At 68.3% G+C, this 26,963-nt stretch carries 27 protein-coding genes, 4 tRNA genes and 2 pseudogenes; 11 read left to right on the top strand and 22 right to left on the bottom strand.

Translation table 11 applies throughout. The features are described from left to right. From B5D37_RS09635 to B5D37_RS09580, 12 genes are all read right to left on the bottom strand, one after another. On the bottom strand, positions 1 to 746 hold a 746-nt coding region (locus tag B5D37_RS09635; RefSeq protein ID WP_143814247.1), incomplete at its 3' end, for an elongation factor Tu. Between the two features lie 65 nt (positions 747 to 811). Further along, a tRNA-Thr gene (locus B5D37_RS09630) sits at positions 812 to 887 on the bottom strand. A gap of 35 nt (positions 888 to 922) precedes the next feature. Next, positions 923 to 996: transfer RNA gene (locus B5D37_RS09625), tRNA-Gly, on the bottom strand. A gap of 91 nt (positions 997 to 1,087) precedes the next feature. Further along, positions 1,088 to 1,173 (bottom strand) — tRNA-Tyr (locus B5D37_RS09620). 60 nt (positions 1,174 to 1,233) lie between these two features. Then, positions 1,234 to 2,325 carry a redox-regulated ATPase YchF gene (gene ychF / locus B5D37_RS09615; protein ID WP_078758513.1) on the bottom strand — a complete coding sequence of 364 codons (1,092 nt, stop codon included), beginning with the start codon at positions 2,323 to 2,325 and terminating at the stop codon, positions 1,234 to 1,236. A gap of 27 nt (positions 2,326 to 2,352) precedes the next feature. After that, the gene (gene pth / locus B5D37_RS09610; RefSeq protein ID WP_078758525.1) at positions 2,353 to 2,934 is read right to left on the bottom strand and encodes an aminoacyl-tRNA hydrolase; all 582 of its coding nucleotides are present in this window, start codon (positions 2,932 to 2,934) and stop codon (positions 2,353 to 2,355) included. A 62-nt stretch (positions 2,935 to 2,996) separates the two neighbouring features. Further along, positions 2,997 to 3,644: a 50S ribosomal protein L25/general stress protein Ctc gene (locus tag B5D37_RS09605; RefSeq protein WP_078758512.1), complete on the bottom strand. Its 648-nt coding sequence runs from the start codon at positions 3,642 to 3,644 to the stop codon at positions 2,997 to 2,999. An 88-nt stretch (positions 3,645 to 3,732) separates the two neighbouring features. Then, positions 3,733 to 4,692 (bottom strand): ribose-phosphate diphosphokinase, encoded by a 960-nt coding sequence (locus B5D37_RS09600; RefSeq protein ID WP_078758511.1) that lies wholly within the window; start codon positions 4,690 to 4,692, stop codon positions 3,733 to 3,735. Between the two features lie 51 nt (positions 4,693 to 4,743). Then, positions 4,744 to 4,820, bottom strand: a tRNA-Gln gene (locus B5D37_RS09595). Then, positions 4,798 to 5,694, bottom strand: a complete 897-nt coding sequence (gene ispE / locus B5D37_RS09590) for a 4-(cytidine 5'-diphospho)-2-C-methyl-D-erythritol kinase (RefSeq protein ID WP_078758510.1) — start codon at positions 5,692 to 5,694, stop codon at positions 4,798 to 4,800. The genes B5D37_RS09595 and ispE overlap by 23 nt, the downstream gene beginning before the upstream one ends. Further along, a complete protein-coding gene (gene lolB, locus B5D37_RS09585; RefSeq protein WP_078758509.1) occupies positions 5,685 to 6,317 on the bottom strand; it encodes a lipoprotein insertase outer membrane protein LolB in 633 nt (210 codons plus the stop codon). The genes ispE and lolB overlap by 10 nt, the downstream gene beginning before the upstream one ends. Continuing rightward, positions 6,314 to 7,990: a tetratricopeptide repeat protein gene (locus B5D37_RS09580; RefSeq protein WP_078758508.1), complete on the bottom strand. Its 1,677-nt coding sequence runs from the start codon at positions 7,988 to 7,990 to the stop codon at positions 6,314 to 6,316. The genes lolB and B5D37_RS09580 overlap by 4 nt, the downstream gene beginning before the upstream one ends. Positions 7,991 to 8,089: 99 nt before the next feature. Here B5D37_RS09580 and hemA point away from each other — a divergent pair, with 99 nt between their 5' ends. From hemA to ppk2, 4 genes are all read left to right on the top strand, one after another. Then, positions 8,090 to 9,409: a glutamyl-tRNA reductase gene (gene hemA, locus B5D37_RS09575; RefSeq protein ID WP_078758507.1), complete on the top strand. Its 1,320-nt coding sequence runs from the start codon at positions 8,090 to 8,092 to the stop codon at positions 9,407 to 9,409. After that, entirely contained in the window at positions 9,387 to 10,472 is a 1,086-nt protein-coding gene (gene prfA, locus B5D37_RS09570; protein WP_078758506.1) for a peptide chain release factor 1, read from the top strand. Before hemA ends, prfA begins: the two co-directional genes overlap by 23 nt. Before the next feature lie 118 nt (positions 10,473 to 10,590). After that, positions 10,591 to 12,219, top strand: a complete 1,629-nt coding sequence (locus tag B5D37_RS09565; RefSeq protein WP_078758505.1) for an O-linked N-acetylglucosamine transferase, SPINDLY family protein — start codon at positions 10,591 to 10,593, stop codon at positions 12,217 to 12,219. After that, positions 12,219 to 12,998: a polyphosphate kinase 2 gene (gene ppk2, locus B5D37_RS09560; RefSeq protein WP_078758504.1), complete on the top strand. Its 780-nt coding sequence runs from the start codon at positions 12,219 to 12,221 to the stop codon at positions 12,996 to 12,998. The genes B5D37_RS09565 and ppk2 overlap by 1 nt, the downstream gene beginning before the upstream one ends. A 12-nt stretch (positions 12,999 to 13,010) precedes the next feature. Here the strand turns inward: ppk2 and B5D37_RS09555 are convergent, their stop codons facing one another. From B5D37_RS09555 to B5D37_RS09545, 3 genes are read right to left on the bottom strand one after another with little or no spacing between them, the layout of a single operon-like run. Next, entirely contained in the window at positions 13,011 to 13,277 is a 267-nt protein-coding gene (locus B5D37_RS09555) for an acylphosphatase (RefSeq protein ID WP_078758503.1), read from the bottom strand. Continuing rightward, positions 13,274 to 13,912: a TlpA family protein disulfide reductase gene (locus tag B5D37_RS09550; protein ID WP_078758502.1), complete on the bottom strand. Its 639-nt coding sequence runs from the start codon at positions 13,910 to 13,912 to the stop codon at positions 13,274 to 13,276. The genes B5D37_RS09555 and B5D37_RS09550 overlap by 4 nt, the downstream gene beginning before the upstream one ends. After that, complete coding sequence (locus B5D37_RS09545; protein ID WP_078758501.1) at positions 13,913 to 15,178, bottom strand: YihY family inner membrane protein; 1,266 nt, start codon at positions 15,176 to 15,178, stop codon at positions 13,913 to 13,915. It abuts the gene before it with no gap. A gap of 103 nt (positions 15,179 to 15,281) precedes the next feature. Between B5D37_RS09545 and wrbA the strand changes: the two genes are divergently transcribed. From wrbA to B5D37_RS09530, 3 genes are all read left to right on the top strand, one after another. Beyond that, positions 15,282 to 15,872 (top strand): NAD(P)H:quinone oxidoreductase, encoded by a 591-nt coding sequence (wrbA, locus tag B5D37_RS09540; RefSeq protein WP_078758500.1) that lies wholly within the window; start codon positions 15,282 to 15,284, stop codon positions 15,870 to 15,872. Then, on the top strand, positions 15,869 to 16,216 hold the full coding sequence (locus B5D37_RS09535) for a DUF2069 domain-containing protein (RefSeq protein WP_078758499.1): 348 nt from the start codon (positions 15,869 to 15,871) through the stop codon (positions 16,214 to 16,216). The genes wrbA and B5D37_RS09535 overlap by 4 nt, the downstream gene beginning before the upstream one ends. Positions 16,217 to 16,280: 64 nt before the next feature. Beyond that, positions 16,281 to 16,766 (top strand): asparaginase domain-containing protein, encoded by a 486-nt coding sequence (locus tag B5D37_RS09530; protein WP_078758498.1) that lies wholly within the window; start codon positions 16,281 to 16,283, stop codon positions 16,764 to 16,766. Positions 16,767 to 16,832: 66 nt separating this feature from the next. Here the strand turns inward: B5D37_RS09530 and B5D37_RS09525 are convergent, their stop codons facing one another. From B5D37_RS09525 to sufT, 4 genes and pseudogenes are all read right to left on the bottom strand, one after another. Then, the gene (locus B5D37_RS09525) at positions 16,833 to 18,815 is read right to left on the bottom strand and encodes a M20/M25/M40 family metallo-hydrolase (protein WP_078758497.1); all 1,983 of its coding nucleotides are present in this window, start codon (positions 18,813 to 18,815) and stop codon (positions 16,833 to 16,835) included. Positions 18,816 to 18,974: 159 nt separating this feature from the next. After that, positions 18,975 to 19,196, bottom strand: a pseudogene (locus B5D37_RS15070) (proprotein convertase P-domain-containing protein); the annotation flags it as partial. Between the two features lie 153 nt (positions 19,197 to 19,349). Beyond that, positions 19,350 to 21,104: pseudogene (locus B5D37_RS09520) on the bottom strand (S8 family peptidase); the annotation flags it as partial. A 306-nt stretch (positions 21,105 to 21,410) separates the two neighbouring features. Further along, positions 21,411 to 21,968 carry a putative Fe-S cluster assembly protein SufT gene (gene sufT / locus B5D37_RS09515; protein WP_078758495.1) on the bottom strand — a complete coding sequence of 186 codons (558 nt, stop codon included), beginning with the start codon at positions 21,966 to 21,968 and terminating at the stop codon, positions 21,411 to 21,413. 113 nt (positions 21,969 to 22,081) lie between these two features. Here sufT and B5D37_RS09510 point away from each other — a divergent pair, with 113 nt between their 5' ends. Further along, on the top strand, positions 22,082 to 22,504 hold the full coding sequence (locus tag B5D37_RS09510) for a hypothetical protein (protein WP_143814246.1): 423 nt from the start codon (positions 22,082 to 22,084) through the stop codon (positions 22,502 to 22,504). A gap of 2 nt (positions 22,505 to 22,506) precedes the next feature. Here the strand turns inward: B5D37_RS09510 and B5D37_RS09505 are convergent, their stop codons facing one another. Then, positions 22,507 to 23,937 carry an NAD(P)(+) transhydrogenase (Re/Si-specific) subunit beta gene (locus B5D37_RS09505; protein ID WP_078758493.1) on the bottom strand — a complete coding sequence of 477 codons (1,431 nt, stop codon included), beginning with the start codon at positions 23,935 to 23,937 and terminating at the stop codon, positions 22,507 to 22,509. Continuing rightward, the gene (locus B5D37_RS09500; protein ID WP_078758492.1) at positions 23,934 to 24,233 is read right to left on the bottom strand and encodes an NAD(P) transhydrogenase subunit alpha part 2; all 300 of its coding nucleotides are present in this window, start codon (positions 24,231 to 24,233) and stop codon (positions 23,934 to 23,936) included. Before B5D37_RS09500 ends, B5D37_RS09505 begins: the two co-directional genes overlap by 4 nt. A gap of 153 nt (positions 24,234 to 24,386) precedes the next feature. On the opposite strand from B5D37_RS09500, the gene B5D37_RS09495 reads away from it, so the two are divergent. From B5D37_RS09495 to B5D37_RS09485, 3 genes are read left to right on the top strand one after another with little or no spacing between them, the layout of a single operon-like run. After that, a complete protein-coding gene (locus B5D37_RS09495; RefSeq protein ID WP_078758491.1) occupies positions 24,387 to 24,986 on the top strand; it encodes an RNA polymerase sigma factor in 600 nt (199 codons plus the stop codon). Further along, positions 24,983 to 25,393: a hypothetical protein gene (locus B5D37_RS09490; protein ID WP_078758490.1), complete on the top strand. Its 411-nt coding sequence runs from the start codon at positions 24,983 to 24,985 to the stop codon at positions 25,391 to 25,393. Before B5D37_RS09495 ends, B5D37_RS09490 begins: the two co-directional genes overlap by 4 nt. Next, positions 25,393 to 25,836, top strand: coding sequence for a DUF3106 domain-containing protein (locus B5D37_RS09485; protein WP_078758524.1), 444 nt, complete (start codon positions 25,393 to 25,395; stop codon positions 25,834 to 25,836). The genes B5D37_RS09490 and B5D37_RS09485 overlap by 1 nt, the downstream gene beginning before the upstream one ends. On the opposite strand, the gene B5D37_RS09480 is transcribed toward B5D37_RS09485, so the two are convergent. Further along, entirely contained in the window at positions 25,833 to 26,927 is a 1,095-nt protein-coding gene (locus B5D37_RS09480) for an NAD(P) transhydrogenase subunit alpha (protein WP_078758489.1), read from the bottom strand. The genes B5D37_RS09485 and B5D37_RS09480 overlap by 4 nt on opposite strands. Positions 26,928 to 26,963 lie beyond the last annotated feature (36 nt).

Below are 26,963 nucleotides of genomic sequence, written 5' to 3'. Positions count from 1 at the left end.
CCGACGATCTCGATTTCGTCGCCCACCTTGATGATGCCGCGCTCGATGCGGCCGGTCACCACGGTGCCGCGGCCCGAGATCGAGAACACGTCTTCCACCGGCATCAGGAACGGCTTGTCGATCGCACGCTCCGGCTCCGGGATCCAGCTGTCCAGCGCCTCGACCAGCTTGATGATCGACGGAATGCCGATCTCGCTGTCGTCGCCTTCCAGCGCCTTCAGCGCCGAACCGTGGATGATCGGGGTGTCGTCGCCCGGGAACTCGTACTTGCTCAGCAGCTCGCGGACTTCCATCTCCACCAGCTCCAGCAGCTCGGCGTCGTCCACCATGTCCGCCTTGTTCAGGTAGACCACGATGTACGGCACGCCCACCTGGCGGGCCAGCAGGATGTGCTCGCGGGTCTGCGGCATCGGGCCGTCAGCGGCCGAGCACACCAGGATCGCGCCGTCCATCTGCGCCGCACCCGTGATCATGTTCTTCACGTAGTCGGCGTGGCCCGGGCAATCCACGTGCGCGTAGTGGCGCGTCGGGGATTCGTACTCCACGTGCGAGGTCGAGATCGTGATGCCACGCGCCTTCTCTTCCGGTGCGCGGTCGATCGCGTCGTACGCGCTGAACTCGCCACCGAAACGCTCCGCGCCCACCTTGGTCAGCGCTGCGGTCAACGTGGTCTTGCCGTGGTCGACGTGACCGATCGTGCCGACGTTCACGTGCGGCTTGGTGCGCTCGAACTTACCCTTGGCCATGGCTGTATCTCGGTGGTTTGCGGTTGCGTTGGAAGGAAACGGACTTTCGAATCGACTTTCGAATCTGGTGCTCACGACTGGAATCGAACCAGCGACCTCCTCCTTACCAAGGAGGTGCTCTACCGACTGAGCTACGTGAGCAGGTTGTTCAAGCAGGCAAGGCGTCGCGACATCAATGGAGCGGGAGACGGGGATCGAACCCGCACCATCAGCTTGGAAGGCTGAGGTTCTACCATTGAACTACTCCCGCGCCGGAAACCTGCTTGGGTACTGCGCCGGTGGCTGGTAAGGCCGCCGGGTGTCGCACTTTCTACCACTTGCCGACCGGGGCCGACTGTATCTGGTGGAGGGAGGTGGATTCGAACCACCGAAGGCGTAAGCCAGCAGATTTACAGTCTGCCCCCGTTGGCCGCTTGGGTATCCCTCCAAAGAGCCCGCAATTCTGGAGCGCGTCGGCGAGGAAGTCAACGCATTGTGCAGAAAAAACTCACACGTTGAAGCGGAAATGCAGAACGTCGCCCTCCTGCACCCGGTATTCCTTGCCTTCCAGGCGCAGCCGACCCGCATCGCGCGCGCCCGACTCGCCCCTGTACTTGATGAAGTCGTCGTAGCCGATCGTCTCGGCGCGGATGAAGCCTTTCTCGAAATCGGTATGGATGACCGCGGCGGCCTGGGGGGCGGTCGAGCCCGCCTTGACCGTCCAGGCCCGCACTTCCTTGACGCCCGCAGTGAAGTAGGTCTGCAGGCCCAGCAGCTTGTAGGCGGCGCGGATCACGCGGTTGAGCCCTGGCTCGTCGAGGCCGAGATCGGCCAGGAACGCGTCGCGGTCCTCGTCTTCCAGCTGGCTGAGCTCCTCCTCGATGGCGGCCGATACCGGCACCACCTCGGCGCCCTCGCCTGCCGCCCGCGCACGCACGGCGTCGAGGTGCGGGTTGTCCTCGAATCCGTCCTCGAGCACGTTGGCCACGTACATCACCGGCTTGAGCGTGAGCAGGAAAAGATCGCGCACCGCCAGCCGGTCGTCATCGGACAGATCCAGCGCGCGCGCCGGCTTGCCGGCATCCAGGCCGTCACGCACGCGCGCCAGCACTTCGACCCGGGCCTTGGCATCCTTGTCGCCGGTCTTGGCGTTGCGTTCGGCACGCTGGAGCGCCTTTTCCACCGAATCCAGGTCGGCCAATGCCAGCTCGGTATCGATGGTTTCGATGTCGGCGATCGGGTCCACCTTGTTGTTGACGTGGATGACGTCGCTGTTCTCGAAGCAGCGCACCACGTGGGTGATCGCGTCCACTTCGCGGATGTGCGCGAGGAACTTGTTGCCCAGGCCCTCGCCGCTCGCCGCACCGGCGACCAGCCCGGCGATGTCGACGAACTCGACCGCCGTCGGCAGCACCTTCTGCGGCTTGACGATCTCGGCCAGCGCGTTGAGCCGGGGATCCGGCACCGGCACCACGCCGACGTTCGGCTCGATGGTGCAGAAGGGGAAGTTGGCCGCGGCGATTCCCGCCTTGGTCAGGGCATTGAAGAGGGTCGACTTGCCGACGTTGGGCAGGCCGACGATGCCGCATTTGATGCCCATGGCGCGTTACTCGCTGTAGAAAAGGGGTCAGGCCCGCGGCGTGTGCAGCCGCTTCATGGCCTCGTTGAAGTCGCCCGCGACTGCGAGCGGCAGCACGTCGATGGCATCATCGATCGCGCGCAGGATGAGGGTTTCGTCTTCGCCACGCGGACGTCCCAGCACCCACGGGGTGACCAGGTCCTTGTGCCCGGGGTGGCCGATGCCGATGCGCAGCCGATGGAAGCCACCATGGCCGAGCAGGCGCATCGTGTCCCGCAGGCCGTTCTGCCCGCCATGGCCGCCGTCGAACTTGAGGCGCGCGGTGCCGGGCGCGAGGTCGAGTTCGTCATGCGCCAGCAGCGCCTCGGACGGCTCGATCTTCCAGTACCTGAGCGCGGCGGTGACCGACTTGCCGGACAGGTTCATGAAAGTGGCCGGCTTCAGCAGCCACACCGGCTCGCCGCCGATGTCGACCTTGCATGTCTGCCCGAACAGCTTGGCATCCACGGCGAAGCGGCCGCCCAGGCGTTCGGCCAGGGCATCCACAAACCAGAACCCGGCATTGTGCCGGGTCCGGAGATGTTCGGGACCGGGATTCCCCAGCCCGACGATGAGTCGCAAACCAGCCATTTCGATGAAACATGCACGCCCCGATACGGCCATCGGAATGGCCGCATCGGGAACAGGCCTGCTTATTCGCTGTCGACGTTGGTTGCCGGAACGTCACCCTCGGCGTCGCCTTCGGCGCTGTCGGAGACTTCAACGCGGCCCTGGCGGGCCACGACCACCGCGACGTCATGCTCCTTGCCCAGGCGCAGCTCGGGGATCTCGACGCCCTTGGGCAGCTTCAGCTCCGACAGGTGGATGGTCTGCCCCAGGGTCAGCTCGGCCAGGTCGACCTCGATGAACTCCGGCAGGTCCTTCGGCAGGCAGCTGACCTGGACCTCGTTGAGCTCGTGGGTGACCACCACGTCGGCGGCCTTGCCGGCCGGGGACTGGTCCTCGTTGAGGAAGTGCAGCGGCACGGCGGCCTTGAGGGCCTGCTTGGCATCAACGCGCTGGAAATCCAAGTGCATGATCAGCTGCTTGTACGGATGGCGCTGCATGTCGCGCAGGAGCACCTGCTCGACCTTGCCGTCGACGTCCAGGTTCAGGATCGACGAATAGAACCACTCGTGCTTGTTCGCCAACCAGATTTCTTCGTGGTCGAGCTGGATCGCCTTCGGCTCGGACTTTCCGCCGTAGATGATGGCCGGGATGCTGGCGGCGCGACGCAGGCGGCGGCTCGCACCCTTCCCTTCGACGCTGCGGCCAGTGGCCTTGATGGTGTGTTCGGACATTGCTTGTTTACTCGCTATTGCTGCTTGAAAACCGCCTCGCGACGGCATGGGTGGCTCACCCGCGACCAGGTGAGCCGGGAAATCGGGGTCAGTCCACGTAGAGCGAACTGACCGACTCGCCGAACGCGATCCGGCGAATCGTTTCGGCCAGGAGCTCGGCGACGCTGAGCTGGCGGACCTTGCCGCACTCGCGCGCCGCGTCGGTCAGCGGGATGGTATCGGTCACCACCAGCTCGTCCAGCCCGGACTTGCTGATGTTGCTGATCGCCGCGCCCGACAGCACCGGATGGGTGCAGTAGGCAACGACCTTGATCGCCCCGTGCTCCTTCAGCGCGCCCGCGGCGGCACACAGCGTGCCGGCGGTGTCGACGATGTCATCGACCAGCACGCAGGTCTTGCCACGCACGTCGCCGATGATGTTCATCACCGTGGCGACGTTGGCGCGCGGCCGGCGCTTGTCGATGATGGCCAGGTCGGCGTCGTCGAGGCGCTTGGCAATCGCCCGGGCGCGGACCACGCCGCCGACGTCGGGGCTGACCACCACCATGTTGTCGGTGCCGTGCGCGCGCCAGATGTCGGCCAGCAGCAACGGCGACGCGTAGACGTTGTCGACCGGGATATCGAAGAAGCCCTGGATCTGGTCGGCATGCAGGTCGACCGTCAGCACCCGGTCGCAGCCGGCGGCGCTGAACATCTTGGCGGCGACCTTGGCCGTGATCGGAACCCGCGACGAGCGCGGACGGCGATCCTGGCGGGCGTAGCCGAAGTACGGCACCACCGCGGTCACGCTGCTGACGGAGGCACGCTTCAGCGCGTCGATCAGCACCAGCAGCTCCACCAGGTTCTCCGCGCTGGGCGCGCAGGTCGGCTGGATCACGAACGCTTCCTGGCGCCGCACGTTCTCCTCGATCTCGACCTGCACCTCACCATCGGAGAAACGGCCGATCAGGGCCTTGCCCGGACGGATGCCGAGTTCCTTGCAGACCGCCTGCGCGAGGGGACGGTTGGCATTGCCGCTGAACACCAGCAGGCTGCGATCGTTTTGCACGTGGGTCTTCTCCGCTTCGCTCTGACCGTGGGGAGCCGTGATCGGTGGATATGGCAGGGGCGGTAGGATTCGAACCTACGAATGCCAGGATCAAAACCTGGTGCCTTAGGCCTCTTGGCGACGCCCCTGTGGAACTGGTTGTCGGTCCTGCAGGGCGACATGCAGCGGGGACACCGCGGCACCCGCCACCACCCGGGCATCCAACCCCGGCGGCAAGCCCGCCAGCGCCGCCTCGGCGGATTCGCGACTGGCGAATTCGACGAAGCAACCACTGCCGGAACCGGTCAGGTGCGGCGTGCCGACACGCGACAGCGCAGCAAACACAGCCTCTACGGCAGGTTCGCGGGCGCGCAGCACCGGCTCGAACGCGTTCCCGAGCGGTACGCCCGAAACGAAGTCGGATATTGTCACGGCCGGCGCATCCCGCGTCAATTCAGGCGTGGCGAACAGTGCGGTGGTCGGCACGTGAACGCGGGGGTCGACCACCAGGTACCAGGCCGGAGGCAGGTCGAGCGGTGTCAGTTGCTCTCCGACACCTTCGCCCCACGCATTGGTACCCAGGACGAAGACCGGCACGTCGGCGCCCAGTCTCAGACCGAGCTCCGCCAGGCGCTCCAGCCCGAGACGGGTCCCCCACAAGGCATCCAGCGCCACCAGCGTGGTGGCGGCGTCGGATGATCCACCGCCGAACCCGCCCCCCACGGGAATGCGCTTTTCGACACTGATGTCGACACCTTCACCGACATTGGCCTCTTTTTTCAGCAGGATCGCGGCGCGGACAGCGAGGTCAGCGGCGATATCGCCGGTCAGCGATCCGTGCCGAAGCACCTGCCCGTCATCCCTGGCGCGCAGGGAGACGGTGTCGCCCCACTCCAGCAGGCGAAAGACCGTCTGCAGCAGGTGGTATCCGTCCTCGCGGCGGCCGGGGATGCGCAGGAACAGGTTCAGCTTCGCCGGCGCCGGCCAGTGGCTCCAGCCATCCTCGCCCGGTGTCACAACCATTCGTCCACCACCAGCTTGACCCGCGCACCGCCACTACGGGCGTCCAGACGCTCCGGCAACACAACGCCAGCGGCAGTCTGTGCCGCGTCGGCATCGGGCCATCGATAGTCGATTTCCCAACCACCCTGCTCGATCCGCAGCGGCCGGCCTTCGTGATTGAACTCGACCCGTGCGGGACCCATGCCTGGGGCCCGCGCGCCGCGCACCCAGTCGGACAGCGCATCCACCGGAATCATCCAGCCGGTGGCTTCCTGCAACAACAACGCGGGGGCGATCCCGCTACGGGGCCCGCCTTCCAGGCCTTCGAGCAGCGCCCCCCGCGGGGAGTTGGACAGGCGCCAGCTCTGGCGCGTGACCGGCGCACTCAACTCCACCTCGAATTCATGAGGCGCCCGTTGTTGCCAGGTCAGGCGGCCGCTCCCCCCGCGCCCGTCGGTCGACACCGCCATGCGGCCCACCAGGCCCCACTCGCCCTGCGCCCGCAGCCGCTGCTCCCGCTCGGCCTGTGCAGCCTCGGCAGCCGCCCGCTCGGCAGGGCCGAGGTCGGGCCGGACAGGCGCGGCACCGCAGGCCGTCAACAACACACCCGCCACCACCGTCGCGGCCGCCATGCGCAGGTTCATGCGCCTGTCTCTTCCAGCGCGCGTTGCAGCGCGCGGTTGTCGGGGTCCAGCTCACGGGCCTCTTCGAAGTACTCCCGGGCTTCGTCCCGCCGCCCCATGACCCAGAGCACCTCGGCCACGTGCGCGGCGATCTCGGCGTCCTCCTGCAGCGCATGCGCCCGCCGCAACTCCGCCAGGGCTTCCTCGTGGCGGCCCAGGCGATAGAGCACCCAGCCATAGCTGTCGATGATGGCGGCGTTGTCGGGTTCGGCGGCGCGGGCGCGGTTGATCAGCTCCAGTGCCTCCTGATAGCGGTCGGTGCGGTCGGCGAGCGTGTAGCCCAGTGCATTGAGCGCCGCGACCGATTCCGGCTCGATTACCAGCAACCTGCGCAGGTCGGCTTCGGCCCGGGCGATGTCGTCCTGGCGCTCCCAGCTCAGCGCGCGCGCGTAGAGGATCTCGAGATCGTCCGGAAACGCCGCGAGTCCACGCGCATAGGCATCCATTTCGGCCTTGGGGTCGTCTCCACGCGCGAGCAGCTCCGCCTCCAGCAGGTAGGCGTCGCGGCGGACGCCGTCGGGCGCGGACGCGTCGGCCTGCAGCTCGTGGAGCGAAGCGTGGGCCTCGGCGGCACGGCCAAGTTCATGCAGCACGTGGGCCGCGCGAAGGCGGGCGATCCACCGCTGCTGCCCGCCTGGCACGCCGCGGTACCAGTCCAGTGCCTCTTCGTGGCGCTCCAGGAACTCCGCCATCTGCCCCAGCAGCAGCCGCCTCTGGGGGTCGGGCCGGTTGCCCTCCCTGCCCAGCTCCTCGTAAAGCCGGACGAGTTCGCCCTTGTCTTCCGCGCGCGCCAGCAGCGACGCACGCAATGCGTAGGTCTGGTCATCCTGGGGGCCGCGACCGAGCACCGCGGCGGCCTCGGCGAGATCTCCGAGGGCGTCGTACTCATAGGCGATCGCGAGCCGAAGGTCTGCATCGCCCGCAGCCCCGTCGACCAGCGACGCCAGCACATCACGCGCCTGGTCCTGCTTGTCCGCCCCGCGCAGCTGGCTCGCATGCAGCAGGGCCACGCGCGGCTCCCCCGGGAACCGCCGCACCACTTCCGCCACGATCTGTTCGGCCAGGTCCGGCCGTCCCAGGCGCTGCGCCAGCCCGCCGAACGCCAGCCACGGCTGCAGCTGGTCGGGCACGTGGCCGCCACGGACCAGTGCATCCAGCACATCGGCCGCCTGCTCGGGGTCGCTCGACCCGGAGGCCAGCACGCTGAGCGCCTGTCCCCAGCCCTCGGTGCCAGGCACCTGCAACAGCTCCGCCAGATGGTCGCGGGCGGCACGGGGATCATCGCGGCGCAAGGCGAGCGTGGCCTCGGCTGCCAAGAGGCTGGTGCCCGCGCCTCCTTCCCGCTTCCACAGCGCGAGTGCCTCTGCGGCGCGCTCATCATCCTTGGCGAGCAGCGCGATCCGGGTGGCACGTTCGGCGAGCCCGGCATCGCCGGCGGCCCGGGCCGCTTCCAGCGACCACTTCGCGGCATCATCCAGCCGGCCCGCCTGGAGCGAAAACTCGGCAGCCAGCAGCGGCTCCAGCGAATCCACCACCACGTCGCCACCACCGCGGGCGCCCGCGGCCGGGGTGGCCAGGGCGAACGTGAGCGCGACGAGGGCGGCGAAGGTGAATGAACGCGCGGCTGCGGGCATCGGCTGTCGGATCCAAGGGTTCGGCGGGGCCGGTAGAATGGCGGGCTTCGGCAGCCAGCAGCTTATCGCAAGCACCTGAACCGGTAGTTCCCAAGCCACATGAGTTCGGCCCCCTCCAGTCCGCCGGCACGCCTGTTCGTGCTCGGCATCAACCACCAGACCGCGCCGGTTAGCCTGCGCGAGCGGGTGGCGTTCGCCGCGGACGCAGTACCGGTCGCGCTGGCGGCATTGAGGGGGTTGCCACAGGTGCGCGAGGCGGCCCTGCTCTCCACCTGCAACCGCACCGAGGTCTATGCCGTCGCCGACGATGAAGGTGCTGCGCTGGCGGACTGGCTGGCCACGCATCCGGCTGACACCGGGGACCTGCACGCGTACCTGTACCGGCACGCCGATGCCGACGCGGTGCGCCACCTGTTCCGCGTGGCCACCGGGCTGGATTCGCTGGTGCTGGGCGAGCCGCAGATCCTGGGGCAGGTGAAGCAGGCGTGGGCGGCGGCGCGGGCCGCGGGCACGCTGGGCAGCCAGCTCGACGGATTGTTCCAGCACACCTTCACCACCGCCAAGCGCGCCCGCACCGATACCCGCATCGGGGCCAACCCGGTGTCGGTCGCCTCCACCGCGGTGCGCCTGGCACAGGAGTCGTTCGCGCGCCTGGAGGATTCCACCGTGCTGCTGATCGGCGCTGGCGAGACCATGGAGCTCGCCGCCCGGCACCTGGTCCAGGCGAAGGCCAAGCGCCTGCTGGTAGCCAACCGCACCCTGGTGCACGCCCAGGAGTTGGCGAGCCGCCACGGTGGGTTCGCCCTCCCGCTGGAGGACCTGCACAAGCACCTGGGCGAGGCCGACATCGTGCTGTCGGCAACCGCGTCGCGCGAGCCGGTCCTGGTCCGGGCACAGGTAGCCGCCGCGCTCGCCACCCGCAAACACCGCCCGATGCTGCTGCTGGACCTGGCGGTGCCGCGCGACATCGCTCCGGACGTGACCGATATCGATGATGTCTACCTCTATACCGTCGATGACCTCCAGCGCGCGATCGAGGACAACCGTCGCAGCCGCCGGGAGGCCGCTGCCGAGGCGGAGGCCATCATCGAGTTGCAGGTGGCGCGGTTCATGGAGGGTTTCATCGCGCGCACCCGCACCGCACCGCTCAAGCGCTTGCGGGCGCACGGTGAGGCGGCGCGTGAGGAGGCCCTTGCCAAGGCGCGCCTGCAACTGGCATCGGGCGCCGACCCGGCGGCAGTGCTGGACTTCCTCGCCCACACCCTGACCAACCGGCTGCTGCACGCGCCGACCATCGCCCTGCGCGAGGCTGCGCTGACCGGCAACACCGACCTCGCCCGGGCGACCGAGAAGCTTTTCCCGCAGACTCCCGATCCCACCGCCGACACCCCGACCGATGACCCCAAGCCTGCGCCGTAAGCTGGAAGCACTCGCCGAACGGCGCGAGGAACTCGAACGTCTCCTGGCCGATCCGGAGGCGGCAGCCGATGCCGGCCGGTTCCGCCAGCTGTCCCGCGAGTTCGCCCAGCTCGAGCCGGTGGCCAATGCACTGGCCGACGAGGCCGCCGCAAAGGCCGACCTCGCCACCGCGCTCGCCATGCGCAACGATCCCGAGCTGGGGGAGCTGGCCGAAGAAGAGATCGACGCCGCCAACAAGCGGCTGGAGCAGCTCGACGCCGAGCTGCTGGCACACCTGGTCCCCAAGGATCCCCGCGACGAGGGGGACATCTACCTGGAAGTGCGCGCCGGCACCGGCGGCGACGAAGCGGCCATCTTCGCCGGGGACCTGTTCCGGATGTACACGCGTTACGCGGAGCGCCAGGGCTGGCGGGTGGAAGTGGAGTCGGCGAGCCCGGGTGAGCACGGCGGGTTCAAGGAGGTCATCGCCCGGGTCGAAGGGCGCGGGGCGTACTCCCGGCTGAAGTTCGAGTCGGGCACGCACCGGGTCCAGCGGGTGCCGGAGACCGAATCCCAAGGCCGCATCCACACCTCCGCCGCGACCGTGGCGATCATCGCCGTGGAGCCGGAGGGCGAGCCGATCGAGATCAACCCCGCCGACCTGCGCGTGGATACCTTCCGCTCCTCCGGCGCTGGCGGGCAACACGTCAACAAGACCGATTCGGCGATCCGCATCACCCACCTGCCCAGCGGCGTGGTGGTGGAAAGCCAGACCGAGCGCAGCCAGCACGCCAACCGCGACAAGGCGATGAAGCGGCTGGTCGCGACACTCGCCGAGGCGCAGGCCGCCAAGGCCGCCGCGGCGATGGCCGAGGACCGCAAGCTGCAGGTCGGCAGTGGCGACCGCAGCCAGCGCATCCGCACCTACAACTATCCGCAGGGGCGCATCACCGACCACCGGGTGGAAGGCCTCACCCTGTACGACCTGCCCAACGTGCTGACCGGCGACATGGACGCACTGGTGGAACGCCTGCAGCAGGAACACCAGGCGGACGAACTCGCGCGGCTGACGCGGGGTACCTGATGGCGGCGACGGGCCCTCGCCAGGCGAGCACGCGCGGCGTCCCTGCCGCCCCTGCGTCGTGACGGTGGATCCGCGACAACAGGCTCGTCAGGCAGCCGCCCATCGCCCGCAGGATGCAATGGCGTGGATCGTCCTGGCCGAAGCCGAACTGGATGCCGGCGATGCCGCCGCGGGCGAGGCCGCGTGCCGGCGTGCGCTCGCATTGCGGGTGGGGCACCCGGAAGCACTGGCACGCCTTGGTCGGGCGCAATGGATGCAGGGTAACCGGCACGAGGCGGTCGAAAGCCTGAAGGCGGCCGCCCGCAACGCACCCCGGCACCCGGGCATCGCGGTCTGGCTGGGGCACGCGCTCGAGGACACCGGCGAGGCCGAGGCGGCATCCCAGGCATATGCACACGCCTATTCGCTGGCACCGGCGGAACCGCAATTGGCGGCGTACCTGCTCGCCTGGCGCCGAAAGCTGTGCGACTGGCGCGACCTCGACACCCTGTCGCTGCAGGTGCGACAGGCCGTACGCCGCCGGCAGGCCGCCGTGGAGCCGTTCGCCTTCCTCGGTGAGGATGCCGGTGCCGCCGAGCAACTGCAGTGCGCCCGGCTCCGGGCGGCGCAGGTGGCGCCACCTGCCCGGCCGCTACCCCCATCGTCGCCACCGGGTATCCCGGGGACCCGGGTCGGGTTCCTGTCGAACGGCTTCGGGGCGCACCCCACCGGCCTGCTGACCGTAGCGATGCTCGAATACCTGGCGCTGCAACAGGATCTCGAGATCCACCTGTTTGCGCTCAATCGCGACGACGGCAGCGCGATCCGGCAGCGGCTTGGCCAGGCCGGCCGGCTGCACGACCTGGCCGCGCATGACCACGTGCAGGTCGCCACCGCGATCCGTGCCGCCGGTATCGACGTGCTGTTCGACCTGCGCGGCTGGGGCGGTGGCGGCGTCCCGGAGGCACTGGCGAGACGGCCGGCGCCGGTGCAGGTGAACTGGCTGGCCTACCCGGGCACCTCCGGAGCACCGTGGATCGACTTCGTGCTCGCCGACGACTTCGTCCTCCCCGAGCGGCTGGCACCGCACTTCAGTGAAGAGGTGGTGCGGCTGCCGCGCTGCTTCCAGCCCTCCGACACCACCCGCGGGATCGAGCCGCCGCCACCACGTGCAACGGTCGGACTGCCCGACGAAGGCGTGGTGTTCTGCTGCTTCAACAACAGCTACAAGCTCAACCCGCGCAGCATGGGACGCGCCCTGGACATCCTCGGGCAGGTACCCGGCAGCGTGCTCTGGCTGTTGTCCGGCCCGGGCCGTGCGGACGAGCGGCTGCGGGCCTTCGCCAGCGACCGGGGCGTCGACCCGGGGCGCCTGGTCTTCATGGCCAAGCAACCGCACGCCGTGTACATGTCGCGCCTGCAGTTGGCCGATCTGTTCCTCGACACCCACCCCTACAACGCCCACACCACCGCCTCGGATGCGCTCTGGGCCGGCTGCCCCGTCCTGACATGCCCAGGCGAGACCTTTGCCGGCCGGGTGGCCGGTAGCCTCAACCACCACCTCGGCATGCAGGCGATGAACGTCCGCAATGACGACGAGTTCATCGCCCGGGCGGTACACCTCGCCCTTGATCCGAAGGCACTGGCCGAGGTGCGCGGGGCGTTGGCCGATCGCCGCGCCCGGAGCGATGTGTTCGACATGGCGGGTTTCGCCGCCGACTTCGCCTCTGCCATACGTGCGATGGCTGCCAGCCGGGAAAGTCGTTGATGGGACAGCTCTCGAAAAAGACATACAAGGCGCTGCTGAAGCCGATGGAGCTGGAGCTGGTGTCCATGGCGCGGTGGCTGCGCGAGACCGGCGCCCGGGTGGTCGTGGTGTTCGAGGGCCGCGACACCGCGGGCAAGGGCGGCGCGATCGATGCGGTGCGCAAGCGGCTCAATCCGCGCCAGTGCCGGGTGGTCGCGCTGCCCAAGCCCAACGATCGCGAGTCCGGCCAGTGGTATTTCCAGCGCTACGCGTGCCACCTGCCCGCCGCCGGCGAGATCGTCCTGTTCGATCGCAGCTGGTACAACCGGGCCGGCGTCGAGAAGGTCATGGGCTACGCCAGCGAGGACGAGGTCGAGCAGTTCCTCGCCCAGGCACCGGTATTCGAGAAGCAACTGGTCGACGACGGCATCCTGCTGTTCAAGTACTGGCTGTGCTGCGACCAGGAGAAGCAGGAAGAGCGCTTCGCCGAACGCCGCGAGGACCCGCTCAAGCGCTGGAAGCTGTCGCCGATCGACCTCAAGGCGCGCGAGTGTTACGAGGACTACACGCGCGCTCGCGAAGCGATGTTGCGCGCGACCCACACCGCCCACGCGCCGTGGACCCTGGTCGACTTCAACGACCAGAAGCTCGGGCGGCTGTCACTCATCCGCAACCTGCTCGATCGCTTGCCGGACACGCGTTTGCCGGGGCCGGTGGCCGGGCTGCCGCCGCTGGAAGAGGCGCCGAAGAAGGAGCGTTTCACCGTGATCGAGCCGATCCCGGATTTCCCGACCGACTAGTACGGCGCCGGCTCAGCGGATGGCGAAGTCGCGACCGCTCTCTTCGTCCGCCGCCAGCCGCTCCAGGCCGTCGACCCGTGCCATCGGTGGGCCACGGTGGAGCCAGAGCGCAAGCTCCTCCAGGGCGGCATCACTACCGCTCGCCAGCACCTCCACACGGCCGTCGGTGAGATTGCGCGCATACCCGCACACACCAAGCTCCTGCGCCTTGTCCCGGGTACCGGCGCGGAAACTGACGCCTTGCACCCTCCCGCTGACGATGAAGCGCAAGGTGCTCATGCCGGGGCGCTCCCGCCTTCCACGGGCGCCGGGCCGCCGCCGGCGGAAATCGCGTCCTCGATGTCCTTCGCGGTCACTGGACCGAGCACCTTCTTGGCGACCGTGCCGTCGGGCGCGATCAGGTAGGTCATCGGCAATCCGCGCGGCGTATCGAAATCGGTAGGTGGGTCGTAGGTGTCGACGATCGCAATCGGATACACCACCGGATGATCTGCCAGGAACTCGCGCATCGCGTCCGGCTCGATGTCCTCGTAGGCCAGACCCACCACCTCGATGTGCTCGTGCATCGCGTCCAGCGCGGACAGCTCGGGCATCTCCTTGAGGCAGGGCGCGCACCAGGTGGCCCAGAAGTTCACCACCACCCATTTGCCGCGGTGGTCGGCCAGGTCATAGGTCCCGCCATCGAGTGTGGCGATGCGGAGCGTGGGCACGCTTTGCGAAGCGCCCTCGTCTTCCGGACCGGCATCAGCCGTGGCACCCGGCGCGGCAACGTCGGCACCTTCGCCACCATCGGGCACAAGCGGGGCGTCGGGCGTGGCCGCCGCGTCTTCCGGCAGCTCCGCGCGGTCGCATCCCGCACCCACCACCAGGGCCAACAGGCAGGGCAGCAACAGCAATGCGCTCGAACACCTCATTCACTTCTCCTCGGCATGGATGCTCGAGACCTTGCGCTTGAGCAGGTCGCGGAGCGGCAGTCTCAGTTCGTCCAGTGCGCCGGCGGCCGACGGGCCGAGCGCATCGTCACGGCAGGGTAGGTGCACCTCGGTGATGGGGATGCGGAGTTCGCAGGCCTCGTAGAGCTCGGCCATGGAAAGGTCGTCCAGGTCACGCGACAGCAGCCACTCCCCTCCCTCGGCCCGCTTGACGACCCTGATTTCCTCCAGCTGGGCAAGCATCTCCTGTACCAGGCTGTCGGTCAGGATCGGCTCGAGTCGCTGGATGTCGTCGCTGTGCAGCCCCTCTCCCCGCTCCCGGGCCTCGTTGAAACGCGCCAACAGGCGTAGCAGGCCGTACAGCTCGTAGCCGTCCGGTAGCCGCATCGCGACGGGCTGGTAGCGGAATGCCGAGACCGAAGCGGCGAGCGAGGCACCAAGCAACACCGCCACCCAGCTCAGGAATATCCACAGCAGGAAGATCGGCAGGAACGCCAACGTGCCGTAGATCCGCGAGTAGTTGCCGAAGTTGCCCAGGTAGACCCCGATGCCCCACTTCACCAGTTCGAACAACAACATCGCCAGCAGCCCGCCCAGCAGTGCATGGCGCCACTGCACCGTACGATGCGGGACCACCCGGTAGATCGTCGTGATCGCCAGCAGCTCCACGGCCATGGGCGCGATTCGCATCATCGCGCCCTCCAACAGGTGCCCGGCCTGGGTGCTGAACATTGCCATCGCGAAGATCTGAGCCGACAGCGCCAAGCTCGCCGCCGCAAGCAGCGCGCCCAGCGTCAGGACCGTCCAGTACACCAGGAAGCGGCCGAACTTCGGCCGGTGCGACTTGACCCGCCAGATCCGGTTGAAGGTCGCCTCCACGCCGTTGAGCGTGATCAGCAGCGACACGACGAGGGCCACCACGCCCGCGCTGGTCAGTTGTCCCGCGTTGGTGGAGAACTGCAGCAGGTAATCCTCGACCGAGCGCGCCGCGGAGGGCACGAAGTTGGAGAAGATGTAGTCGCTGAGGCGCTCGCTCCATTCCGAGAACACGGGAAAGGCGGAGAGCACGCCGAATACCACCATCGAAAGCGGCACCAGGGCGAAGACCGTGGTGAACGACAACGCACCGGCGGCCTGGAACAGGTTGTCCTCCAGCACGCGGCGGCCGATGAAGCGTCCGAAGCTTGCCGCGCGCGCCCGGTCGCGCATGCGTTCGCTCCACTGGTACAGCGTATCGAGTGGCTCCATTGGCCGGAGGTTACCCGATGCAGGCCGTGGCGGAGCGTCGACGGACCTGTGGCCACCCCGCTTCCACTATCCTTCCCGCACATCTGTTCCCCGGGAAACCCACATGGCCGAGATCCTCGTCCTCTATTACAGCCGCGGCGGCTCGGTCGCACGGCTTGCCCGCCAGGTGGCGCGCGGCGTCGGCGAAGTCGAAGGCATGTCGGCGCGGCTGCGCTCGGTCCCGCCGGTGGCGGCGGTCACCACGATCGCCGAGCCGCCGGTACCCGACGAAGGCGCGCCCTACGTGGAACCGCGTGACCTGGACGAGTGCGCGGGCCTGCTGATCGGCAGCCCGACCCGGTTCGGCAACATGGCCGCGCCGCTGAAGCACTGGCTCGACGGGCTGGGCGCGCAGTGGGCCAGCGGCACCCTGGTCGACAAGCCAGCAGGCGTGTTCACCTCCACCGCCTCGATGCACGGCGGCCAGGAGGCGACACTTCTGACGATGATGATCCCCCTGCTCCACCACGGCTGCCTGCTGGCCGGCATCCCCTACACGGAACCGCTGCTGAGCAGCACGAAGACCGGTGGCACGCCCTATGGCGCCAGCCATGTCGCAGGCCCGGACAACGACCCGCAACCGAGCGAGGAGGAGGCGCGCCTCGCGCGCGCCCTCGGCAGGCGCGTGGCGAGCATGGCGGCGAGGCTGGCATGAGCGTGCCGCTGCCGACCTCCAAGCGGGTGCTGGTCGCGGCACTCGTCGCGCTGGCGGTGCTGTATGCGGCCTGGTTCGGGACCCAGCCCGACCCGTGGGTGGCGCTGGTCGTGTTCGCCCTGCCGCCGACGCTGCTTGCCGTTGCGGTCCTGCGTCGATCCCGCACCGCGGGCTTCTGGAGCGCCGTCATCGCACTGGCATGGTTCAGCCATGGCGTGATGGTCGCCTGGGAGCGGCCGGACGATCGCCTGCAGGCGCTGCTGGAAACCGCATTGGCAGTGATCGTCGTGTTCAGCGCCAGCATGGCGGGCCTGAAGGCGCGGTTCTCGCGCAAGCGCGGCTGAAGCCGGCGTGGCCGTCCTTGCCCGCCACGTATAATCCGCGCTCCCCCGCAATCGCGACCGGTCAATGGAACAGCTCTGCATCGTCACCACCGGCGGCACGATCGACAAGATCTACTTCGACGACAAGTCGGATTTCCAGATCGGCGAGCCGCAGATCGGCCGGATCCTGGAGGAGCTGGGGGTGGCGTTCCGCTACAACGTGATCCCGATCCTGCGCAAGGACTCGCTGCACATCACCGATGGCGACCGCGACCTGCTGCGCGCGACCATCGCCGCCCAGCAGGCCCGGCACGTGCTGGTCACCCACGGCACCGACTCCATGGTCGAGACCGCGCGGGTGCTATCGAGCATCGAGGGCAAGACCATTGTCTTGACTGGCGCGCTCAACCCCGCGCGTTTCAGGGGTTCGGATGCCGAGTTCAACATCGGCACCGCCGTGGGTGCGGTGCAGTCGTTGCCGCCCGGTGTGTACATCGCCATGAACGGCCGCATCTGGGACCCGCTCAAGGTCCGCAAGAACGTCGAGGCCAACCGCTTCGAAGCGGTCTGACGGCCCATAAAAAATTGCCCCGGCGAACCGGGGCGGGAGAGATGGCAAAGGGTTCCGACGCGGCTGCTAGAACGTGATGCCCCAGCCATTGATGTAGCCGGTGTCGTAGGTGTAGTTGTCGTTGACGCGCAGCTTCCAGGCGCCGTTGAGCGACTCCGGGGAAAGGTCGAGCTCGAACGTGCCGACGATATCGTCGGCGCTGCCGCCACTCCGGTTCGAGAGGTTGTAGGCGGTGCCATCCGGGGCGACCAGGTCCACCCGCAGATCGCCGCGATAGCTGTGGCGGATATCCACCGATAGGGATGCGTTCGACGGTGCGTTCCCGCTGCGGCCGGCCACGGTGATGACGCTTTCCACCGTAGCGTTGTCGCGGATCTGTACGTCGTCCGTGTTCTCGTACGTCTGCACCCCGCCACCACCATCGCCGTCACCCGTGGCGAAGCTTCCGACCAGGCTGACTGCGCTGAATGCGGAATAGGCCTTGAGCCTCACGTGCCAGGTACCCGGTTGCGGATTGGAGAAGGAACAGGTCTCGCCGTTGCCGCTCCGGTACGGCCGGCAGTCGTAGGTCGCGTCGGTCGGCGCGCTGCCGTGGCGCACGTAGAGGTCGGCATCGCCGCTGCCGCCGGAGGTGATGAACTCCAGGTCCGAAGCGCCGGCCGGCACCTCCATCGTGTAGTGCAACTCGCCGCCGGTGGCAGCGGAAAGCCCGGTCACCGGCACGCCGTTCTGCAGCGTGTCGCCATCCGGCGGATCACCACCGTCGCCGCCGCCCTCGGTCTTCGCCAGTTCGCCAAGGAACGCCAGCCCGAGCTTGGCGAAGTTGACGCTGGCTTCGGCACTGCCACCCATCCTCGGCAGCGTGTCCTCCACGGTGTGGAGCCGGTTGTTGAAGGTGGCTTCGAACATCATTGCCGCGGGGTAGCCGGCGCTGGTCCAGGATGCATGGTCGGAGCAGCCATAGCCGCAGGTGTAGGTGCCGCGGGTGAGGCCGAGCGGGGCGAGGTACTCATCGAATACATCACGCAGGAACTGCTGCAGGCCGGCGTTGCTGTAGTCGGTCAACAGGCGCATGTCGACGCTGGCGCCGGCCGCATAGTTGGTCATGTCCAGTTGCAGCACACCGACCACGTCCACGCCCTGCTGCTGGAACGACTGCGCGATGGCGTTGGAGCCACGCAGGCCGACTTCCTCGGCCGCATATCCCATGAACTTCACCGTGCGCCGCGGCTTCCAGCCGTCGGCCAGCGCGATCCGGATCACTTCGGTGAGGGTGGCGATGCCCGAGGCGTCGTCGTCGGCCCCCGGGGCGTCCATGCCGTCCCCGCTACCGGCGTTGGAAATGGAGTCCAGGTGGCCGCCGAGCACCACGACCTCGTCGGCGAGGTCGGTACCCTGGACGGTGAGGATCACCGATGGCTGGGTGGAGCAATTGGCGCAGTCGAACAGCTCGACGTCGACATCCCCACGGCCCTGTGCCAGGCCGGTCCAGCGATCGCGGATCCACTCGGCGGCCGCCTGTCCGGAGCTGCTGGCGTAGTAGCGGTTGGGCCACGCGGTGGAGAGGTGCTCGATCGTCGAACGGATGCCCGCTTCCTGTACCTGGGGCAGCCAGGAATCCACCGTCGCCTGGTTGTCGACCGAATAGTCGGCGAAGGTGGCGGTCAGCGCCCTCGCGCTCTGCTCACCCTGGATGAACCGGCGCGCCTCCTCTTCGCTGGTGAAGGCGAAGTACCCGCCGCAGCGGTGTTCGCCGGCGTGGATGTGGTGGCTGACGAGCGGCAGCTCGTGTGCTTCCACCCGCGAAACGACCAGCGCCGCACCCGTGCTGTCGCGCGCAGCGCGCGGGGCATCGGCGATCGCCGACAGGCCGGACTGGAAGCTCTCGCGGGAGCTGACGATGTAGACCGGAGCGAACGGGTCCGGTGTGGCAGCCGTGGTGTGCGGCCGGGGTTGCACGTGCTCGTCCTGGGCCTGGACCGTGCCTGGAGCGAGAACGGAAAACGTGGTGCAGCAAGCCAATGCCGCAAGCAATGGAATCTTCTTCATGGGGACTCTCCTTGTTGGGTGCCTGCGGCTGCGCCGGAAGCACTCGTGTCCTGGCGGGCGTCGTGCCCCGCCCGTGGCCGCCCCTGTCCGGCCCCGGAAAACGGGATCCGGGCACTCGCCCGGATCCCGCTGTTGCGTACCGCTATCGGGAAAGCCCGATCAGAACGTGATGCTCCAGCTGTTGATGTACCCGGTATCGCCGGAGTAGGCATCGTTCACCCGCAGCTTCCAGGTGCCATTGATGGCTTCGCTGGACAGGTCGACCGTTGCGGTGCCGATGATGTTGTCGGCGCTGCCACCGGAGCGGTTGTGCAGCGTGTAGGCACTGCCATCGGGCGCCACCAGGTCGACCTTCAGGTCGCCTTTGTAAGTGTGGCGGATGTCGATGGCGACCGGCGTGGCCGACGGTGCGTTGCCGCTGCGTCCGGACACGCTGATGGGGCTCTCGACGGTTGCGCGGTCACGGATGGTGTAGTCACCAGTGTTGCTGTACGTCTGGCTGGTGCCGCCACCACCGCCGCCGCTGCCCGCGCTGTAGTCGCCGAGCAGGGTGACGCCGCTGAAGCTCGAATAGGCCTTGACGCGGACGTGGTAGGTCCCGGCCGCCGGGCTGGCGAAGGTGCAGGTCTCGGCGTTGCCCGAACGGTACGGACGGCAGTCGTAGCTGCTGTCGGTCGGGGCGCTGCCACGGCGCACGTACAGGTCGGCATCGCCTGATCCACCGGAGATGGCGATGCTCAGGTTGCTGGCACCGGCCGGCACTTCGATGGTGTAGGACAGCGAGCTGCCGCTGCCGGCAGACAGGCCCGTCTCAGGCACGCCTTTGGTCAGTTCGCCGTCGCCACCGCCACCACCGCCACCGCCACCGCCTCCGGAGACCGCATCGACCGCGGCCTTGGCATTCATGATGCCGTTGCCGATGTTGCGGTCCGGGCTCGACGGGAAGGAACGCACCGTGGACTTCAGGGTCGACTCCACCTGCGCCGGGGTCAGGCTGCCACCCGCCGCGGCCTGCATCAGGGCGGCAACGCCGGCCACGTGCGGGGCGGCCATCGAGGTGCCCGACATCAGGCTGTAGCCTTCGCTGCTCGGCGTGGTGGTGCCGCTGTTGACGGTCGAGGCGATGTCGCTGCCCGGTGCCGCCACGTCGATCAGGCTGCCGTAGTTGGAGAAGCTCGAGCGCGCGCCGGTGCGGGTCGTCGAGGCCACGGCGATGACGTTGTTGCAGCTGGCCGGCGTGAAGCCGGAGGTGTCGGCGTTGCTGTTGCCCGCGGCGACCACCACCGTGGAACCGCGGCTGACGGCGCTGTTGATGGCGTTCTGGTAGCTCGACGAGCAGGAACCACCGCCGCCCAGGCTCATGTTGATGACCTCGGCCGGGTTCGCGTTGGCCGGCACGCCACTCACGCTGCCGCCCGACGCCCAGACGATGCCGTCAACGATGTCGGAGGTGTAGCCACCACACTTGCCGAGCACGCGGACCGGAACCACCTTGGCGCCGTGGGCGACGCCGGCCACGCCGGAGTTGTTGTTGGTCACTGCCGCGACGGTGCCCGCCACGTGGGTACCGTGCCAGCTGGAGTTGGAAGCGGGATAACCGGCCGCGCACTCGTTGGCGGCATACCAGTCGCCCTCGTCCTGGGCGTTGCTGTCACGCCCGTTTCCGTCACGCGCCATGCCGGCATCGGAGATGAAGTCGTAACCCGGCAGCACATTGCCGTTCAGGTCGCTGTGGTTGGTGATGCCGGTGTCGATCACCGCCACCACCACGCCACTGCCGGTGGTTGTGTCCCACGCCTGGTCGGCCTTGATGCCGCCGGCCGCTTCCCAGTAGTGCCACTGGTGGCTGGTGTAGTAGGTGTCGTTGGCCGAGGCGATCGGCTTCATCAGCTGGTCGACCTCGACGTACTCGACGTTCGGGTCGGCGGCGAGGCTGCGCATCAGCGCTTCGGCATCGCGACGGTCCAGCTTGCGCTCGGTCCTGATCACTTCGGCGCCGATCGCGGTGCTGCGCAGCTTCTGCAGGCCCAGCGCCTTGCCGTGCAGGGTCGCGGTGGCGGCGGCATTCAACGAGCGCTTCAGCGCGGCCGGATTGCTCCGCTCGGCGCTGCCTTCCTTGTACTTCACGATGAACCGGTCGTGCGTGTCAGCCGATTGCAGGCTGGAGATGTTGACGGTGCCCTGCCCGGCGGCCATGGCCGGCGCGGCCAGCACGGAAGCGGAAAGGACGGCCGCGGTGGCTGCGGCAAGAGCGTGGGGACGGATTCCACGCGGGAAGCGGTGAGACATGTGTAACCCCCGGAAAGGATAAGCCGCAGTCGCGGCAAACTGGTTCTTCAACGATCCACTTCTGAACGGACCGACAACGAACCTAGGGGGCCTCCTGCACCAACGGCAAACCCGCGGTGCAAACCGTCACGCAACTCTGTTAAGGACGCTTAACCAAAACCGCCACGGGCCTTCAACCACGGGGGTCCAAGAGTCGCGAAGGAAGATGCCGCGACCATCGTCACTGCTGCAGCGCAACACATTCCCGCGCGAAGTTGTGTCCTGTTGCGTCACCTTTGGACGTTAAGCGCACGCTTCGACAACCGGCTACAACATGCCGGTTTCCAGCCGGGCGGCCTCGGACATCATGTTCCGGTTCCACGGCGGGTCGAACACCAGCTCGACATCGGCCTCGGACACGGTCGGGATGATCTCCAGCTTGCTGCGGACGTCCTCGACCAGGATGTCGCCCATGCCGCAGCCCGGCGCGGTCAGCGTCATCTCGACCCGCACCACGCGCAGGCCCGGCTCGACCGGGTGGGGCTTGATGCTCGCTTCGTACACCAGCCCCAAGTCCACCACGTTGATCGGGATCTCGGGGTCGAAACAGGTGCGCAACTGTTTCCACACCAGTTGCTCTACCGCGTCGTCGTCGGCGCCTTCCGCGAGTTCCAGCGGCTCCGGGGGCTCCTTGCCGATCGCGTCGGCATCGGGGCCGGCGATCCGGAACAGGTTGCCGTCCACGAATACGGTGTAGCTGCCGCCCAGCGCCTGGGTGATGTATCCGGCGCTGCCGGCCGGAAGGGTGACGGCATCGCCCTGCGGCACCAGGACGGCGGCACAGTCGCGCTCGAAGCGTACGGGTTCACTGCTGCGGGAGTACATATCGCTGTCGGCCAACCAGGGTCCGGGGAAGTAGGACCATTCTAGTCCAATATGCGCCGAACCCCACGCGGGCTATGCTGCCGCGCCCCTGCCCTCCCCCACGGATCCGCCACGTGACACGCCGCCCGATGCGTCCCGCCGCCGCAAAGACCTGGATGCCCTGGGCACTGCTGGTACTTGGCACCTGCGGATTCCTGGCCGCGTGGCTGTCGCTGGGCTTCTTCAACGGCCGCGAGAACAGCTGGATGGCAGTCCTTGCGGCTCTCGACGTGGCCCTGATGCTCAGGCTGGGCCGCTGGCGACCGGGCCCCTGGCGGGCCACGCTGGCGATGCTGGCCACCGCCGTCATCATCGTCCTCGCCTATTGGGGCCTGATCGCGGGACAACTGGGCCTGATGCTGGGCCTGTCTCCGTGGGAATCATCGACGCGCTTGGGCGCGGAGCATGCATGGACACTGGCGAAGCTGGCCAATGGCGGCTGGGACTGGGCGCTGCTGGCCCTTTCGCTGCCGGTGGCCGCGGTGGCCGCCCGCTGAGGTCAGTGCCCCCCGTCCAGCGCCTTCAACTCGCTGACCAGCGCGCTCGCCATCTCCGCACCGTCGCCGTAGAGCATCCGGGTGTTGTCGGCATAGAACAGGGCGTTCTCGATTCCCGCAAAGCCGGTGCCCTTGCCGCGCTTGATCACCACCGCATTCTTCGCCTGCACCACGTCGAGGATCGGCATCCCGAAGATCGGGCTGGAAGGGTCGGTCCGTGCCACGGGATTGACCACGTCGTTGGCACCGATCACCAGCGCCACGTCGGTCTGCGGGAACTCGGGATTGATGTCGTCCATGTCTACGATCAGGTCGTAGGGGACCCCCGCCTCGGCCAGCAGCACGTTCATGTGGCCCGGCATGCGGCCGGCAACCGGGTGGATGGCGAACCGCACCTTGACGCCCCGCTCCCCCAGTTTCTGCGCCAGCTCCCAGATCTTGTGCTGCGCCTGGGCCACCGCCATGCCGTAACCGGGCACGATGACCACGCGTTCGGCATAGGCCATCATCGCCGCGACGTCCCCGGCCTCGATCGGTTTCTGGCTGCCGGCGATCTCCTGCGCTGCGCCGCCACCGCCGAAGTTGGAAAACAGCACGCCACTGATCGGCCGGTTCATTGCCCTGGCCATCAGGCGGGTCAGCAACATGCCCGCCGCGCCGACCATGGTGCCGGCGATGATCAGCGCCTGGTTGCCCAGCACGTAGCCCTCGAACGCGACCGCAAGACCGGTGAGCGCGTTGTAGAGCGAGATCACCACCGGCATGTCCGCTCCGCCGATGGGCAGGGTCATCAATACGCCCAGCGCCAGCGCGAGGCTGAAGAAGATGATGATCGCCGGCACTTCCAGCGTCGCCACGGCCCAGGCACCGGCGGCCACCATGGCGATGGCCACCAGTGCGTTGAGGACCTGCTGTGCCGGGAACACCACGCGGCGGTCGAGCCGGCCGTCGAGCTTGGCCCAGGCGACCACCGAACCCGACAGGGAGACCGCTCCGATCGCGGCACCCAACGTCGCGAGCACCAGGACCAGCAACGATGGCCGATCCGCCCCGCCCGCCAGCGCCACTCCGCCGGCGGCAAGGGCCGAGAACCTCAACAGCTCCACCGCGCCGATCGCGGCCGCCGAGCCGCCGCCCATGCCGTTGTAGAGCGCGACCATCTGCGGCATGTCGGTAATCGCGACCTTCTTGCCCGATACCCAGGCCAGCACTGTCCCCAGCAGCAACGCCAGCACGATCAGCCCGAGGTTGTGCAGGTCCGGCAGCAGGAAGGTGGCGGCGGTGGCGATGAGCATGCCCGCGCCCGCCCAGCGGATACCGCTGCGCGCGGTGCGGGGCGATGCCATGCGCTGCAGCCCGAGCAGGAACAGCGTCGCCGCGACGAGGTAACTGACCGCGGCGACCCAGGAGGCCGCCTGCGCATAGCCGCTCATGCGCGCCCGCCAGGCGGCTTGCTGGACTTGAACATCTCCAGCATCCGCTCGGTGACCACGTAGCCGCCGGCGGCGTTGCCGGCCCCCAACAGCACCGCCACGAACCCGATCGCCTTCTCCAGCGTGGTGTCGGCGTGGCCCAGCACCACCATGGCCCCGATCAGGACGATGCCGTGGATGAAGTTGGACCCCGACATCAGCGGCGTGTGCAGGATCACCGGCACCCTCGAGATGATGACGTGCCCGGCGATCGCCGCCAGCATGAAGATGTACAGCGCCATGAAGCCCTCGCCCATCGTTCCGTCTCCCTGCGATGTCGCCTGCATCATAACCACGGCCTGAACCGTATGCCGCCCCGGCGTCGGCGCGGGGTGTCAACCGCTAAAGCGTGCGGGCGTTTGCTCCCCTGTGAGGGCGGACGCTACGCGCCCCAGCGAAGCCGACCGCCTATGCTGCTACCCGTGACGAGCCATGCCGAACCCAATTCCGACATACCAGCGCCCGACACCGGCGAAGCCGTGGCTGCCGCGCCGCGCGCGCCGGCATCGCTGGACGAGTTCCTGGCGGGCATCGGGCCACGGGCCTATCGCTTCTCGGAGATTGGATTGCGACACCGCGATGACGCACTGGACGCGGTGCAGGACGCGATGATGAAGATGATCAACTATCGTGATCGCCCAGCCGCGGAATGGACGCCGCTGTTCTGGAGCATCCTGCGCAGCCGCATCATCGACATCCAGCGTCGGCGCACGTTCCGGCTGCGCTGGCTGGTGTCGCCGCAGGAGCGCGACGACGGCAGCATGCCGGACTGGAGCGACGACGGGCCGGACCCGTCCCGCACCCACGACGGCAAGGAAGGCTACGCCCGGCTGTCCGATGCGGTCGCCCGGCTGCCCCGGCGCCAGCGCGAGGCATTCAGCCTGCGGATCCTGGAAGAACTCGACGTGGCAACCACCGCGCGGGTCATGGGTTGCAGCGAGGGGTCGGTGAAGACGCACCTTTCGCGGGCCCGCGAGGCGCTTCAGCAACAACTGGAGGACTGGCGATGACACCGGACCGCGAAGACATGACCTCCGGACAGTTCGACCGGATGGCCCGCGCGAGCCATGCGCGATCGGTAGAGCACCTGTCGCCCGCGGTGCTGGCCCGGTTGCGCCGCGCACGCAGTGCAGCGACCGAGCCCCGCCGTGGACGTGGCTTCGGCTGGCTGGTGGCCGGTAGCGCGGCCGCGCTGGCGCTGGCGCTGGTGGCCACGCTGCAGTTGCAGCCCGCCATCGACCCGGAACCGGCCCTTTCGCAGCCGCAAATGGCCTCCATGCCGGCGGAGGCTTCGGCACGGGAGATCGCCGACGAGGAGGTCGCCGCCATGCTGGCGACACTCGACGAAAATCCCGACTTCTACCTCTGGCTCGCCGCTAACGACGAGGCCTTGCCCCCCGCGGAGTTCTCACGATGATGTCCCGTTTGACCCAGGTCGCCCTTGCCGCGGCCCTGCTGTCCGGCACCGCTGCCGGGTGCCCTGCATTGCATGCGAGCGAGACCGGCCTGCCGCAATGGGAGCAATTGTCCGAAGCGCAGCGTGCCACCCTGATCGCGCCCGTGCGTGAGCGCTGGAACGCGGAGCCCGGCCAGCGCGAAGCCATGCTTGAACGTGCCCGCCGCTGGCAGCAGATGACGCCTGATGAGCGGCAACACGCCCGCCGTGGCGTGAAGCGCTGGAGCCACATGTCCGACGAGCAGCGGGAAGAGGCGCGGGCGCTCTACCACCACATGCGAACACTGGAGCCGGACGCGCGCGAAGCGATGAAGGCGAAGTGGCGCGGAATGGATGCCGCCGAGCGAGAGGCCTGGGTAGAGGCGCATCCGGCACCCCACAGGTCCCGGGAGCGCGGAGACTAGCCCGGCTGTCGTTCAGGCCAGACCGTCCGCGCCAGCAACTCGTCATCCCAGTCCAGTGAGAGCGCACCATCCTTCAACAGCAGGCTGGTGAAGTTGAGCAGGTTGCGTGCATACATCTCGCTGGCATGGACCGCGCCGCTGCTGGCGAGGTTCAAGGGCCCGGCCACGGTCACGCCGCCGCTTTCGAAGGTCTCGCCGGGACGGGTCAGCTCGCAGTTGCCTCCCGTCTCCGCCGCGAGGTCCACGACCACGCTGGAAGGCTTCATGCCGGCCACCATGTCGGCGCTGATGATCCTGGGTGCGGGCCGTCCGGGCACTGCCGCCGTGCAGACCACCACGTCCACCTGCTTCAGGTGCTCGGCCAGGCGCCGCTGCTGCTCGGCGCGCTCCTCATCGCTGAGCTGGCGCGCGTAGCCGCCCTCGCCGGCCGCACTTACCCCCAGGTCCAGGAACTTCCCGCCCAGCGATTCGATCTGCTCGCGCGTTTCGGGCCGCACGTCGAAACCTTCGACCTGGGCCCCCAGGCGCTTGGCGGTGGCGATGGCCTGCAGGCCGGCGACGCCCGCCCCGACCACCAGCACCCGGGACGGGCGAATGGTGCCGGCTGCCGTCGTCAGCATCGGGAAGAACCGCGGAGCAAGCCCCGCGGCCAGCAGCACCGCCTTGTAGCCGGCCATGCCCGCCTGCGAACTCAGCACGTCCATCGCCTGGGCGCGCGTGGTCCGGGGCAGGCGCTCCAGCGGAAATGCCACCAGTTGCCGTGACTCGATCGCGGCGGCCCGGGCAGGCTCGGCCTGCGGGGACAGCAGGCCGACCAGCACCGTGCCCTGCCGCAACTGCATCAGGCGTTCGGGCACGGGAGGCTGTACGCACAGGATGACGTCCGACTGCAACACCGCGTCCGCATCGACCACTTCGGCACCGGCCGTGGCATAGGCCTCGTCGGTGAATCCGGCGGACAGCCCTGCGCCCTGCTCGACACGGACGCTGGCCCCGGCGGCGATGAACTTGCGCGCCGTCTCCGGCGTCAGTGCAACCCGGCGTTCGCCAGGCACGGTCTCGCGCGCAGTACCGATGATGGTTGCCGCCATGCGCTCGCTCCGATCCGGGTTGGATGCATCCTAGCG

This window comes from Lysobacter spongiicola DSM 21749, from assembly GCF_900167055.1.
Taxonomy (GTDB): domain Bacteria; phylum Pseudomonadota; class Gammaproteobacteria; order Xanthomonadales; family Xanthomonadaceae; genus Novilysobacter; species Novilysobacter spongiicola.
This window is presented reverse-complemented; position numbering and strand designations above follow the sequence as displayed.